General features: G+C 40.1%; 10 protein-coding genes. All 10 read left to right on the top strand.

Going from position 1 to position 14670, the window contains the following annotated elements:
- Positions 1–195: 195 nt before the first annotated feature.
- The 10 genes from GN217_RS05215 (at position 196) to GN217_RS05170 (ending at position 14276) form a co-directional block, all read left to right on the top strand.
- On the top strand, positions 196–1272 hold the full coding sequence (locus GN217_RS05215; RefSeq protein WP_156855603.1) for an ABC transporter ATP-binding protein: 1077 nt from the start codon (positions 196–198) through the stop codon (positions 1270–1272).
- 4 nt (positions 1273–1276) lie between these two features.
- Positions 1277–3013, top strand: coding sequence for an ABC transporter permease (locus tag GN217_RS05210; RefSeq protein ID WP_156855602.1), 1737 nt, complete (start codon positions 1277–1279; stop codon positions 3011–3013).
- Between the two features lie 26 nt (positions 3014–3039).
- Entirely contained in the window at positions 3040–4563 is a 1524-nt protein-coding gene (argH, locus tag GN217_RS05205; RefSeq protein WP_156855601.1) for an argininosuccinate lyase, read from the top strand.
- The gene (locus GN217_RS05200; RefSeq protein WP_156855671.1) at positions 4556–5596 is read left to right on the top strand and encodes a BadF/BadG/BcrA/BcrD ATPase family protein; all 1041 of its coding nucleotides are present in this window, start codon (positions 4556–4558) and stop codon (positions 5594–5596) included. Before argH ends, GN217_RS05200 begins: the two co-directional genes overlap by 8 nt.
- Positions 5597–6027: 431 nt before the next feature.
- Positions 6028–8544, top strand: coding sequence for a preprotein translocase subunit SecA (gene secA, locus GN217_RS05195; RefSeq protein WP_156855600.1), 2517 nt, complete (start codon positions 6028–6030; stop codon positions 8542–8544).
- A 467-nt stretch (positions 8545–9011) separates the two neighbouring features.
- A protein-coding gene (gene prfB / locus GN217_RS05190; protein ID WP_156855599.1) for a peptide chain release factor 2 occupies positions 9012–10113 on the top strand; the annotation gives its coding sequence in 2 pieces (ribosomal slippage) (positions 9012–9083 and positions 9085–10113; 1101 coding nt in all).
- A gap of 163 nt (positions 10114–10276) precedes the next feature.
- Positions 10277–10639, top strand: coding sequence for a cytochrome c551 (cccB, locus tag GN217_RS05185; RefSeq protein ID WP_156855598.1), 363 nt, complete (start codon positions 10277–10279; stop codon positions 10637–10639).
- A 591-nt stretch (positions 10640–11230) separates the two neighbouring features.
- Positions 11231–11917, top strand: coding sequence for a cell division ATP-binding protein FtsE (gene ftsE, locus GN217_RS05180; protein WP_156855597.1), 687 nt, complete (start codon positions 11231–11233; stop codon positions 11915–11917).
- Positions 11907–12800 carry a permease-like cell division protein FtsX gene (gene ftsX, locus GN217_RS05175; RefSeq protein WP_156855596.1) on the top strand — a complete coding sequence of 298 codons (894 nt, stop codon included), beginning with the start codon at positions 11907–11909 and terminating at the stop codon, positions 12798–12800. The genes ftsE and ftsX overlap by 11 nt, the downstream gene beginning before the upstream one ends.
- Before the next feature lie 48 nt (positions 12801–12848).
- Positions 12849–14276, top strand: a complete 1428-nt coding sequence (locus tag GN217_RS05170; protein WP_156855595.1) for a murein hydrolase activator EnvC family protein — start codon at positions 12849–12851, stop codon at positions 14274–14276.
- Positions 14277–14670 lie beyond the last annotated feature (394 nt).

The following is a 14670-nucleotide window of genomic DNA, read 5'->3' as shown; positions in this document are numbered from 1 at the left end:
TAGCCTTAAATGTGTAGGGTGATGTACTCATATGTCACCCTGCTTTTTATCTCAGTGTAGCTGGCAGTAAGATCCCATCTCCTAAAAGTTGCGTTCCAACAGTCAGTAACGGCCCGATTGGTTCGACTAACATTAAGTGAGATGAAAAGATCCTCCCATTTAATGAAGTTTCGCTATAAAAGAAAGGTGAAGTTTATGAAAAGTGTCAGATTAGAACATATCACAAAGAAGTTTGGAAAAGCAAAGGGAGTAGAAGATGTTGATATTCATATCAAATCAGGTGAGTTTTTTACATTTTTGGGACCGAGTGGTTGTGGGAAAACAACAACATTAAGAATTATTGCTGGTTTCTACTTTCCAACAGAAGGTAAAGTCTATTTTGATAATGAGGATATTACAGGTTTAAAGCCGAATAAAAGAAATATAGGCATGGTGTTTCAAAACTATGCACTTTTTCCACATATGACTGTGTTTGAAAATATTGCCTTTGGTTTGCAAGTAAGAAAGCTATCAAGCAGTGAGATTAAAAATAAAGTAGAAAAGGCACAAAAGTTTGTCCATCTAGAAGGATATGGCAACCGGAAAATAACAGAGCTATCAGGTGGGCAGCAGCAGCGTGTAGCTCTTGCAAGAGCATTAGTAATAGAACCAGATATTCTATTGCTTGATGAGCCATTATCCAACCTAGATGCTAAGTTACGGGAAGAAACACGGATTGAAATTAAACGATTACAGGTTGAACTGGGAATTACAACGATTTATGTTACACATGATCAGCATGAGGCAATGTCGATGTCCGATCGGATAATGGTGATGGATAAAGGAGAAATCCAGCAAATTGGTACACCACAGGAGATTTATAATAAACCGGTTAATCATTTTGTTGCTTCATTTATAGGAGAATCCAATATTATAAAAGCCGATGTGAAAAACTTGACAGATACGCATGTCACGGTCGATATTGGTGGCGGTATCATACTAAAAGGATTAAGAGAGAATGGTTCTCCAATGCTTGACTATGCAAATGAAGATAGCGTGCTGCTCTCCATTCGTCCTGAAATGATTAACACTGGAGAGGGAGCAAATACATTAACCGGCATCATTCAATTGAGTGAGTTTACTGGGGTAAGTATTAATTATATTGTGAAAGTTGGAGATCACGAATTAAATGTAATGATTGTTAATGCAAGGACAAAAGTCTTGGAACGAGGTGATACGATTACATTGCATGTTCCTGAAAGCGGGATTTATTTTATGAGTGAAAAGAGGTAATAACATGACGACTAATAGTGAAACTCGTGCACCAAAACAAAGTATGTGGAAAAGAATAACACAATCGAAATACTTTGTTTATGTTTTAATATCACCTTTGGTTTTCGTTTTATTAGCCTACGTCATCTTTCCGATGTACAAAACGTTTTTACAAAGTGTGGTCGATCAGGAAGGCTCCTTGTCTTTAACAAATTACCTTAGATTTTTTACGTCAGAGGCTAACTTAGAATCCCTCTATAATAGTATATTTATTTCAATAGTTAGTGTTATCACTTGTGCAATCGTTGGTGTTGGGATGGCTTTTCTATTAAATAGATATGAATTTCCGGGAAGAAAAATATTATCTATCCTTGTTTTAGTTCCGATGGCATTACCGCCATTAATTGGTGCAATATCTTTTTCCTTTTTATATGGAAGCAGCGGGATTTTTCCGCGGCTCTTTCAATCGATCTTCCAGTTAGATAATGTTCCATTTGCGTTGGAGGGTATTTGGGGGATTATAATTGTGCATACCTTTACGATGTATACATATTTCTATTTGAGTGCATCGGCTGCAATCAGAGGTTTGGATTTATCAATTGAGGAAGCTGCAACTAGTCTAGGTTCCGGCCGATTGAGAATTTGGCGTAAAATTATTTTACCTATGTTAACCCCTGCGATGGTTGCATCATCATTATTAGTATTTATGATTTCTATGGCCTCGTATACAGCACCGCTTATGTTTGGAGTTGAGCGTGTGATGACAATGGCGATTACACTTTCAAGAACAAATGGAAATCTGGACATGGCAGCAACACAATCGACTATTTTGTCGCTTGTTTCCATTGCCTTTTTAATCTTAATGACATGGTATCAAAATCGCAGAAATTATCAAAGTCAGAGTAAAGGCGTGGGTGTGCATCGAACGGAAGTAAGTTCACCAGTTTTAAAATACATCGCTGCTATTTTATCTACAATTGGGGTTTTTATTTTGATGCTTCCAATCTTGGTAATTGCCTTAATTTCGTTTGCGGTAGACGGTGAATGGACGACGCAAATTATTCCAACGTCATATACCTTTGAGCATTATATTGAATTATTTACTGATTCAAGAACTTGGGGACCAATTAAGAATAGTATTCAAATGAGTATTGTCGCAGTGATCGGGAATATTATCTTCGGTGTAGCAGCTGCTTACGCGATGGTGCGCTTTGCATTTAAAGGTAAAGTATTTATGGACATATTAATTATGGTTCCTTGGGCTTTGCCAGGGACTGTTGTGGCGGTAAACTTGATATCTGCGTTCAGTGAAGGGAATGTATTTTCCTTTAATCAGGTATTAGTTGGTACATTTTGGATTTTACCACTGGCTTATTTTGTTCGACAGTTACCGCTCGTTTTCCGGAATACACAAGCCAGTTTAATACAGATGGATGATTCTATTGAGGAAGCAGCGCAAAGTCTTGGGGCTACATGGTGGCATTCGTTTAGAAGAGTTGTACTGCCAATTATTATGCCAGGAGTTTTAGCAGGAACGTTGTTAGCCTTTGTACAAGGGTTAACAGAATTCGTTGCTTCTATTTTACTCTATTCACCTTCAACGATGCCTTTGTCTGTAGGTATATGGAATAAAATGTACTCCTTCCAATTTGGAACAGCCTGCGCTTATGGAGTATTGCAAACAATTTTGATTATTGTTGTTCTGCTCATAAATGAAAGGCTGAAAGGTGGCACAAATCAATCTGGTGCTTCAATTGGCTAATAACCAAAAGAAAGGATGTAAAAAAAGTGGTATCATTACATAGGCAAAAAATCTTAGAAAAAGAGGGTAACCAGTTTCCAGCGAAAACATATAAAGATTTGGTTCTTGAACCAGCGTATAATCAGGCGAAATTCAACGCCATTCGCCCAATGCTTCAAATTCATTTTGCACATTTGATTATGTTAGTTGAAGAGGGGATAGTTAAGAAGGAAGAAGCAGTAAAAATAGTCAAATCGCTTAATAAAATTGATATAAAAGAAGTCGGGGAACGATTTTATAACGGCTCTTATGAGGATTTATTTTTCGAGGTAGAGGATTTTCTTATTCAAGATGCTGGAGAACTTGCTGGGAATCTCCATATTGCTCGCAGTAGAAATGATATGGGAATCGCAATCTACCGTATGAATATTCGCGAGCGATTATTATATCTGATTGAAGCGGCTTTACATTTGCGGCAAAGTCTAATTGAGTTGACTGAAGAGCATATCGATACAGTGATGATTGGCTATACACATACACAACAGGCTCAACCTACAACACTCGGTCATTATTTTAATGCAATGACTGACATGCTTACAAGAGATATTGAACGGCTGCAGGCTGCTTTTGTAACGGTGAATAAGAGTAGTATGGGAGCAGCAGCGCTCACAACTTCAGGCTTTTCAATTAATCGTGGGACAGTTCAAGAGTTGCTCGGCTTTGAAGGGATAATAGATAATGCTTGGGACGCTGTTTCTGGTGCAGATTATATTGGGGAAACAGCAACTGCTGTCCAATTGGCTGCAATTGATTTAGGCCGTTCCACTCAAGATTTGTTATTATGGGGAACACAGGAATTTGGTGCGTTTAAGCTGTTTAGTCCGTATGTGCAAATCAGTTCCATTATGCCGCAAAAACAGAATCCTGTGTCTATTGAACATACACGTGCAATGTTATCGAGTGTGAAAGGGGATGTGGAAACGGTTTTATCCATGATGCATAATACTCCATTTGGAGATATTGTAGACACGGAAGACGACATGCAGCCATATATGTGGAACGCGCTTGAGAAGCTAACAAATATTTATTATTTATTGTCAGGTGTGTTAATGACAATGAAGGTAAATAAGAAAAAATTGCTGAAGCGGGCGAAGGAAAGTTTTGCCAATGTGACAGAGCTTGCTGATACACTCGTTCGCTCAAATAATTTATCTTTTAGAAAAGCACATGAAATTGTCAGTGCCTCTGTACAGGACTTAGTTGAAAATGACAAGGAGTCCTTGAGATATTTTACATTGGATCATCTAAACAAGCATGCACAGCAGATTATTGGACATAAGTTGAATATGAGATCAGAAGAATTGGCTGATGCATTAGATCCGGAACATTTTATTAAAATCCGTTCACTAGAAGGCGGGCCAAGTAAAGAAAGAATGCAGAAGACTGTTGAAGTAAGGTATGAGCAGCAACGCACAATAAGTGCCTGGCTGGCCGGCAAAAGAAAAGTATTGGAAGCGGCTAATAAAAAAATTGACAGTAAACTTAAAAGTTTGATGCCAGATGATGAGTAAAGAATATTTTTTCCATGCAGGTGATGACTTGAGCAAAACTTTTAAAAAATCCATACGGGAAAATCAACCAGCTGAACAAAAGGAATTGCCCATATTAGCCATTGATGGTGGAGGAACGAAGACAATTGCCGTGATTACAGATAAAGCAGGAAATGTATTAAGTACAGGGAAGTCTGGCACAGCGAACTACCATGTTGCAGGTAAAAAGGGTGCAATTAATACGCTTAAAGAAGTGATCGTAAAAGCGGTGAATAACCTAAAGAAATATCACTATCCAGATCGCTTTGTTGAAATAAGCTTTCATAAATGTGTGTTTGCTCTTGCCGGAATTGATACAAAAATAGATCAAGTAAATGTAGATGAAATTGTTTCACAGGCGCTTGCACAGAGCGGTATCAAAATAGATAAAGTGATTATAGAAAATGATGCACTATCCGTTTTGCTCGGGGCAACTAATAATCAGCCTGGAGCCATTCTTATTGCGGGTACGGGCTCTATTGTTTTTGCACATGATGGAAAAGAAAATTATGTACGAACAGGAGGTTTTGGACACAGACTCGGAGATGAAGGCAGTGGCTATTGGATAGGGAAACAAGCCATTTCTGCGATTTTAAAAATGCATGATGGTCGAGGACCGAAAACGCTGCTACAGGAGCTAGTGTTGGAGCATTTTAATTTTACAGATCATGAAGCACTCTATAACTGGGTATACAGCCCCGATTTCTCCATTCATCAAGTTGGCGCTCTGGCAAAAATAGTTGAGAAAGCAAATTACGAGGGAGACGGAGCGAGCAGAACTATTTTAGAACAATCAGCTGACGAGCTTTATCAGCTTGTCAGCACTGCTGTGAATCGTGTCGGGATTGTGGATGTTCCATTTAAATTGCTGCTTCTCGGGGGTGTTCTGCAAAATAGTCATTTTGTGAAGGGACAATTATTAGATAGGGTGAAGCAAGCAATGCCAGGCGCTGATTTGCTGTATACGCATAAGAAGCCAATTGAGCTTATTATCCAAAGAGGGCTGAATGGGTGAACGGAATTGAGTGCAGGCTGGCAAATGGATCGGAAAAGGAATTAAATGTCTTCCCGTGTAGGTTGATACCTCAAAAGGAAGCTGAATTTAGATGAATAACTCCTCATTGAGTATGAGGGGTTATTTTTGTAGATTACAAATATAAAAAAATGCAAACAGTGGGTGAGTAAAATCTTCTGTTTTACTTTTTACCCGGTCAAATTGGAGTTCATCGACGGGAAGAAATTTAACACGCATTCTCAGTTACTGCTTGGAATATCTGGTCGGGCTGCAAAATGGCTGTTGATTGGTTATGTCCCATTACTTTGGCTCTTTATCGAAAACGCAGTATTGTAACCGGTTGTTTTCGCCTTTGATTGTTGTCAGGGTTTGACATATAGTGTTATGATTATAGTGTTAAGGTATTGATTAGATTGAGGAGCGTATAATATATGGCAGGATTTCTGACAAAGATATTTGGCGATGGTAATAAGCGCCAAGTTAAACGAATTGAAAAAAGTACAGACGAAGTAGAAGCTTTAGAACCAGAGATGGAGAAGCTTTCAGATAATGAATTGAAAAATAAAACAGAAGAATTCAAGGAAAGAATTGAAAAAGGCGAGACATTGGACGACTTACTCGTAGAAGCTTATGCCGTAGTGCGTGAAGCATCAAGACGAGTGTTGAACATGCGCCCATTCAGGTCCCAGATTATGGGAGCAATTGCCCTTCATGGCGGAAACATTGCCGAGATGAAGACGGGGGAAGGGAAGACTTTAGCTTCCACTATGCCGGCATATTTAAACGCTCTAGCAGGAAATGGTATCCATATTATTACCGTTAACGAATATCTGGCAGAGCGTGACGCAAATGAAATGGGTGAACTGTATAGTTTTCTCGGTCTAACTGTTGGATTAAACTTAAACAGCTACACGAAAGAACAGAAGCGTGAAGCTTACCAATGTGATATTACGTATGGAACAAACAATGAGTTCGGTTTCGATTACTTACGGGACAATATGGTCCTTTATAAGGAACAGATGGTACAACGGCCACTTAACTTTGCTATCATTGACGAGGTCGACTCGATCTTGATTGATGAAGCGAGAACACCGTTAATCATCTCAGGAGCAGCTAAAAAGTCTGCATCGCTTTATACTCAGGCGAACAGTTTTGTAACAACATTAAATAGAGAAACAGACTACACCTATGATGAGAAAACGAAAGGTGTCCAACTTACAGAAGAAGGTATTAACAAAGCGGAACGATTTTTCAATATCGAAAACTTGTTTGACTTGGATAATGTTTCCTTAACCCATCATATTAACCAAGCATTAAAAGCCCATGTGGCTATGCATCGTGATGATGATTATATGGTAGAGGAAGGGCAAGTTGTCATCATTGACCAGTTCACTGGTCGTAAAATGAAAGGTCGTCGCTATAGTGATGGCCTGCATCAAGCGATTGAGGCTAAAGAGGGACTACAAATTCAAAATGAAAGTATGACCTTAGCATCCATCACCTTCCAAAACTACTTCCGGATGTACAACAAGTTATCCGGGATGACAGGTACTGCGAAGACGGAAGAGGAAGAATTCCGTAATATTTATAATATGGATGTCATCGTTATTCCGACGAATAAGCCAATTATCCGGGAAGACCGTCCCGATTTGATTTATAAATCTATGGAAGCGAAGTTCCGCGCAGTCGTTGCAGAGATTAAGGAACGACATCAAGCCGGTCAGCCTGTACTTGTCGGTACGGTAGCTGTTGAAACTTCCGAATTGATTTCAAAAATGCTTAAAAAAGCTGGCGTTCGACATGAAGTGCTTAACGCAAAGAACCACTACCGTGAGGCGGAAATCATTGAAAAAGCCGGAGAAAAAGGTTCTGTAACGATTGCAACGAACATGGCGGGGCGTGGAACAGATATCAAGCTTGGAGAAGGTGTTCCTGAACTTGGTGGTCTTGCGGTAATTGGAACAGAACGTCATGAATCGAGACGGATCGATAACCAGCTTCGAGGACGTTCTGGCCGTCAGGGAGATCCTGGTGTAACACAATTCTATCTCTCCATGGAAGATGAATTGATGCGCCGCTTCGGTTCAGATAACCTCCGGGCTATGATGGACCGATTCGGAATGGATGAAGATCAACCGATTGAAAGCAAAATGGTGAGCCGTGCAGTAGAATCTGCACAGAAACGAGTTGAAGGAAATAACTTTGATGCGCGGAAGACAATTCTCTCCTATGATGACGTTCTGCGTGAACAACGGGAAATTATCTATAAACAGCGCTTTGAAGTGATCGATGCTGAAGACGGCTTAACTGAAATTATCATGAATATGATACGTTCCTCGGTAGATCGGGTAATTGACTCCCATACACAAGATGAAGATGAGGATCAATGGAACATCAATGCGATTATGGAACATATACACGCGAATTTATTAAGTCCCGAAGCGATTAAGAAAGAAGATTTAATGGGTAAAGAACCGGAAGAAATGAAAGAACTCATCATGGAGAAAGTACAACAATCCTATGATGAGAAGCGGGAAGAGTTAGAACCGGATCAGTTCCATGAGTTCGAGAAGGTTATTGTACTTCGCGCGGTCGATTCGAAATGGATGGATCATATCGATCAAATGGATCAGCTCCGTCAAGGGATTCACCTGCGTGCATACGGACAGACAGAACCGCTCCGTGAATACCAGATGGAAGGATTCCAGATGTTTGAGCAAATGGTTCAATCCATTGAAGATGAAGTTGCAAGATTCATCATGAAGGCACAAATTCGTGAGAACCTACAGCGGGAAGAAGTCGTGAAAAATACGACAGCAGCTCACGGGGGTCAAGACGGTAAGAAAAAGGTACGTAAACCTGTTATAAAAGAAAACCGAGTCGGCCGAAATGACCCATGCCCATGTGGCAGCGGCAAGAAGTATAAAAACTGTCACGGTAAAAACTAAAGAACTTTAACGAGGTAGGAGACATGGCGATTCCGACCTCGTTCTTTTCCTTAGAATAAGAAATTATAAAATAAAAATGCTGTGGTAACATAGGTATCCAGGGCTAGCCACGTCCGGCTCCAACGCCCAGCAACTATCAAACTTCACACTCCTCCAATCGATAAGTCAACATCAACAACTCAAAACTAAAGGAGGGCCGCCTAAGTACGGGCTAAAGCCCAACAGCGGCATACCCCTAAAAGGGGCATGTTTCCTTTATCTCATTCCGTAAAGGGGAAGTTCGATTAAGTTCGCTCACGTATGGGGCAACATCGAACTACCTCCCGTCCTGGGAGGCACAGTTTGTACGTTGCTACGACGCACAGGATGTGCTAGTACAGGCGTTGCGACAGGACGTCGCGTTTTTAGCCTGTAAGGGCGCTAGAGCCTTTGTTCTTTAAACTAAACTTTTTATGAGGTGATGTGTCATGGATTTAGCGGAAATCAGAAATGAATTGGATAAAATAACTTCACGAGTTGAAGCTTTCAGGGGGTCTCTTTGACTTAGATGACAAGCGTGCTCGTATAAGTGAATTAGAACAACAAATGGCAGACCCGGCATTCTGGGACGATCAAAAGGCCGCACAAAAAGTCATTGACGAAACGAATGGCTTGAAATACCAAGTTGAATCATTTGAAAAAATGGAAGCAACACTGGAAGATCTTGAAGTTTCCTACGAACTGGTTAAAGAAGAAGCAGATGAGGAATTATTCCAAGATTTAAATGAACAATTGGAAACATATATGGAAAAGATAAACGATTTTGAACTGGAAATGCTTCTTAGTGAACCTTATGATGCGAAGAATGCGATTCTTGAACTGCATCCGGGTGCAGGGGGAACCGAATCCCAAGACTGGGCAAGCTTGTTATTAAGACTATACCAGCGCTGGGCAGAAAAGAAAGGTTTTACGGTTGAAACACTTGATTACTTACCGGGTGATGAAGCTGGAGTGAAAAGCGTAACCTTGCTCATCAAAGGGCATAATGCCTATGGTTATTTGAAAACAGAAAAAGGTGTCCATCGTCTCGTGCGTATCTCACCTTTCGACTCGTCAGGTCGACGTCATACATCCTTTGTTTCCTGTGATGTCACACCGGAAATGGATGATGATGTTGAGATTGAAGTGCGAGATGAAGACATCAAAGTTGATACGTACCGGGCAAGTGGTGCGGGTGGTCAGCACGTAAACAAAACTGACTCAGCCGTCCGTCTTACCCATTTACCGACAAATATTGTCGTCACTTGTCAAAACCAACGTTCCCAGATTAAAAACCGGGAATCTGCAATGAAAATGTTAAAATCCAAACTATACCAGCTCGAAGTGGAGAAACAGGAGCAGGAACTTAGAGCCCTTCGCGGGGAACAAAAGGAAATAGGTTGGGGCAGTCAAATCCGTTCATATGTTTTCCACCCATATTCGATGGTAAAAGACCACCGGACAAATGTAGAAATTGGAAATACACAGGCAGTAATGGACGGGGAAATCGATTTATTTATTGATGCTTATTTACGTTCCCAGATCAAGTAACCGGAAAAATAAAAAAAGAAGAAAGTGCCCGTGTTTTTGGTTAAATAAGGAAAATGTTGGTTTTTGTTCACAGACTTCAGATTAAAAAGGGTTTTAAAAATTTGTCAATAGGATATAATACTATTGATAAACTTATTACACAATATGAATGGGGGATTTATGTATGAAGAAGTGGTTATTAGCAGTATTATTTGGAGCAGTATTAGTTCTTGGTGCTTGTGGTGGCGGAAATAACGCTGATAATGAAGAGCCAGCAGACAATGGCGACACAAATACAGAAGAACCGGCTGAGAATGACAATGCTGTAGATACTGCTGCTGGTGAGGAAATTTACCAGGCTAACTGTGCAATGTGTCATGGAGCAGATTTATCCGGCGGGGCAGGTCCTGCTTTAACAGACGTAGGAAGTAGATACTCCAGCGACGAAATTAAAGACATTGTTGAAAATGGGACAGGCTCTATGCCAGCACAAGATGTGTCTGGAGATGACCTTGACGCATTAGTGAATTGGTTGGAAGAACAGTAATAACAAACAAACGAAAAAGTTCGGCTCACATCTCGTGAGTCGGACTTTTATTTTTGTCTATATTTATCACGTATTAACGGTCTGTAATACCCCCACCTCTAAACATGAGGGAAAACCAAGATGTGAAGGTGGGGATATAACAGTCCGTAAATCCCTGATTCTGTTCAACTAACATTCAGTGGGGAGGTAAGGAAACCCCACTGAATGAAGTTTCACTTTATCACGTATTAACGGTCTGTAATACCCCACTTCTAAACATGAGGGAAACCCAAGATGTGAGGGTGGGGATATAACAGTCCGTAAATCCCTGATTCTGTTCAACTAACATTCATGGGGAGGTAAGGAACCCCCACTGAATGAAGTTTCACTTTATTACGCCTCTGTAATATCACATCGACTCATTGTCACGCGTTCTTTTCGACAAAATATCCTAACTTTACCAGGAACATTACATGAAATGGCATGCTTGAAACATAAATGTAATAATTTTATGTCTAAAAAATGCACTTATTGATGTTATAATAGCTAAGGAATCTATAAAGGTTAACTACTAACAAAAATAATTTGAAATAAATAAAAGGTGATACATAAATGATTTTGATGGAAGATGTGTATAAAACATATCCGAATGGAGTCGCTGCTCTAAACGGAATTAATGTTGATATCAAACAAGGTGAATTTGTATATATTGTAGGCCATAGTGGAGCTGGAAAATCTACTTTTATTAAGCTTATTTATCGGGAAGAGAAACCGACTAAAGGAAACATCATTATAAATGAAGTTGATTTAAGTAAATTGAAAGAAAGAAAAGTCCCTTACTTAAGAAGGGAAATAGGTGTTGTTTTCCAAGACTTTAAGCTTTTACCGAGATTAACAGTCTATGAAAATGTTGCCTATGCACTTGAAGTTATTGAAGAAACACCAAAAGGAATCCGGACAAGAGTTATGGAAGTTTTAGAAGAAGTTGGTTTGAAGAATAAAGCACGGTTTCTCCCCGCAGAGCTTTCCGGTGGGGAGCAGCAGCGTGTTTCGATTGCGCGTGCCATTGTAAATCGCCCGCGTATTGTTATTGCAGATGAACCGACAGGAAACCTGGATCCAGAAACATCCTGGGGAATTATGAAGACATTTGAAGAAATTAATGATAAAGGAACTACTTTAATTATGGCTACCCACAGTAAGGAAATTGTAAACACATTTAAAAAGCGAGTAATCGCGATTGAAGACGGTGTAATTGTAAGAGATGAACAACGAGGTGAATACGGCTATGAAGTTTAGAACATTTTTACGCCACCTGAGAGAGGGAACGAAGAACATTTTCCGGAATGGTTGGATGACCGTTGCTTCCATCGGAGCCGTAACGACAACGTTGATTCTCGTCGGTGTATTCCTAGCGATCGTCCTCAACCTTAATGAATTTGCGAAAAATATCGAATCAGATGTTGAAATTAAAGTGCTTGTTGATTTAACAACAGAAGATGATGACGTCATTGCCTTAGGAGATCAACTCAGACAGCTGGATGGCGTTGAAAATGTCTACTTCTCTTCTAATGACGAAGAACTAGAAAGTTTGACTAATAGCTTAGGAGAGGAAGGAAGGGCCTGGGAATTATTTGAACAAGATAATCCGTTAAATCACGCCTACGTTGTCAAAGCGGAAACCCCGCAGGAGACAGAAGGAATTGCCGAAGAAATAAAAGAACTTGACCATGTCTATGATGTAACATTTGGTCAGGATATTGTAGATAAATTGTTTGAGTTTAACAATTACGCACGAATCGTCGGGCTTGTGTTGATTGCTGCATTAGTACTCACCGCAGTATTTCTCATTTCCAACACTATAAAAATCACCATCATTGCAAGAAGTACTGAAATTTCCATTCAAAAGCTTGTTGGTGCTACTAATGGATTTATTCGTTGGCCATTTTTTGTGGAAGGATTATTGCTTGGTTTACTAGGTTCTATTATTCCGATTGCAGTTGTATTATTCGGTTACCATTACATAGCCGAAAATCTCGCAAGTCAAATTAATATTAGTTTCGTAGAGATATTGGAATTTAATCCATTTGCTTGGTATTTATCACTTGGCATCCTGCTCATTGGTGCAACGATCGGTGTTTGGGGAAGTGTAATGAGTGTACGTAAATTCTTGAAAGTTTAAGAGATAGTGAGATGACCAGAAGCTATTATTATGAAGGGAGAATATGAATTGAAGAAATCGATCCTATCCAGCATAACAGCAGTAGCTTTACTATCAACTGCAGTTACAGCAGGAACTCCAGTTTCTGCAGAGTCAATCGATGACTTGAAAGAACAGATCAACGAACATGAACAAGAGAAATCTAAAATATCCGAGGAAAAAAATAGCCTGAATAAAGACAAACAGGATACCGAAACGAAAATCAATGAAAATTTAAGCGAACAAGAATCAGTTGAAAATGAGATTTTGGATATAGAAGATGAACTTGCGACAACACAGAATAATATTGCCGCGAAAGAGAACGAGATAAAGGCGACAAACGATGAAATCGACGACTTAACCGAGAGGATAGGAACTCTTACGAAAGAGATTGAGGTTTTGGAAGACAAGATTGAAAAGCGCGATGCATTATTAAAAGATCGCCTTCGCTCTATTCAACAGAACGGTGGTCAAATTAAATTAATCCAAGTCATTTTTGGTTCTAAAAGCTTTGTAGATTTTATTAGCCGTACATCAGCGGTAAATACAATCATGGACCAGGATAAACAAATTATGGAAGAACAAGCTGCTGATAAACAGTTGCTTGCAGAACATAAACAAGAAGTGGAAGAGAAAAAAGACACTGTCGTAGCGAAAAAAGAAGAGTTAGAGCTTCAAAAGACAGAGCTTCTTGCTTTAAAAGACCAACTGGACAATCAAAAGAAAGAAAGAAAAACGTTAATGGCTAAGCTTGAAAAAGAACAAGAAAACTTGGAAGAAATTAAGCTAACGATTGAAGAAGAACATGCGATACTTGCTGCCGAGGAGAAAGCTCAAGCTCAAGCAATCGCCCTTGCAGAACAAAAGGTCGGAGAATTGGAGCAGTTAGCAAAAGAAGAGGCGGAAAGAAAACGTCAAGAAGCTGAGCGCCGTAAAGCAGAACAAGAAAGACAAGCAAGACAAGAGCGTGAATCACATAATAACAACAATAATAATGACAACAGCAATAAAGTCGCATCTGCACCGGAAACAAAAGTTGATTCCGGAAATACTGGAGGGGGATACTTTATTTACCCAGCAAATGGTCGCCTTACTTCAGGATTCGGTATGAGAAACCATCCAATCTTTAATGTTTCTCGTTTGCATGCAGGAGTTGACTTTGGTGTAGGTACTGGAACGCCATTGGTTGCTCCGGCGGACGGAGTAGTAAGTACAGCCGGTACGATGGGTGGCTTTGGAAATGTCATCATGATTTCCCACTACATAGATGGTAAAAGCTATACAACGGTCATGGCGCACTTAAGCAGAATAGATGTCTCATCTGGACAAGCTGTTACTCAAGGTCAAGTAATTGGAGCGACAGGTAATACAGGTAATTCCACTGGTCCTCACCTCCATTTCGAAGTTCATCCTGGCGGATACGGTAATCCAGTAGACCCAATGCCATTTTTAAGATAATATAAAGAAGAAAAAGGTATCGTGATCGTTACGATACCTTTTTCATACTGATTAAAGTAATAATCATTACGTAATTTTCACACCTAACCAATCAACGCTTTCATTCAGCGTAAGTGTGTGCAACTTTCATCCGGAGGTTCGCAGTCCAGACACCTCTCGCTTTCCGCGGGCGGCCGGCAAGCCTCCTCGGGCTAACGCCCTGTGGGGTCTCGCCAGGCCTATCCTCCCGCAGGAGTCTCAAGGTGTCTGGACTGCTCCGAGGGAAAGCCTAACTTGGTACACTATTTTTCATTTTAGTAAGAGAACACCTATCATGGTCGGATATTTTCCATTAATAATAATCCTCTCTACAGTTCAGTTGCCCGGTGGACGGTGACTCCTGCGGGAATAGCAC

The organism is Oceanobacillus sp. AG (assembly GCF_009746545.1).
Lineage (GTDB): Bacteria > Bacillota > Bacilli > Bacillales > Amphibacillaceae > Oceanobacillus > Oceanobacillus indicireducens.
The sequence above is the reverse complement of the archived record's forward strand: the minus strand, read 5'-3'. Positions and strand labels throughout refer to the sequence as shown.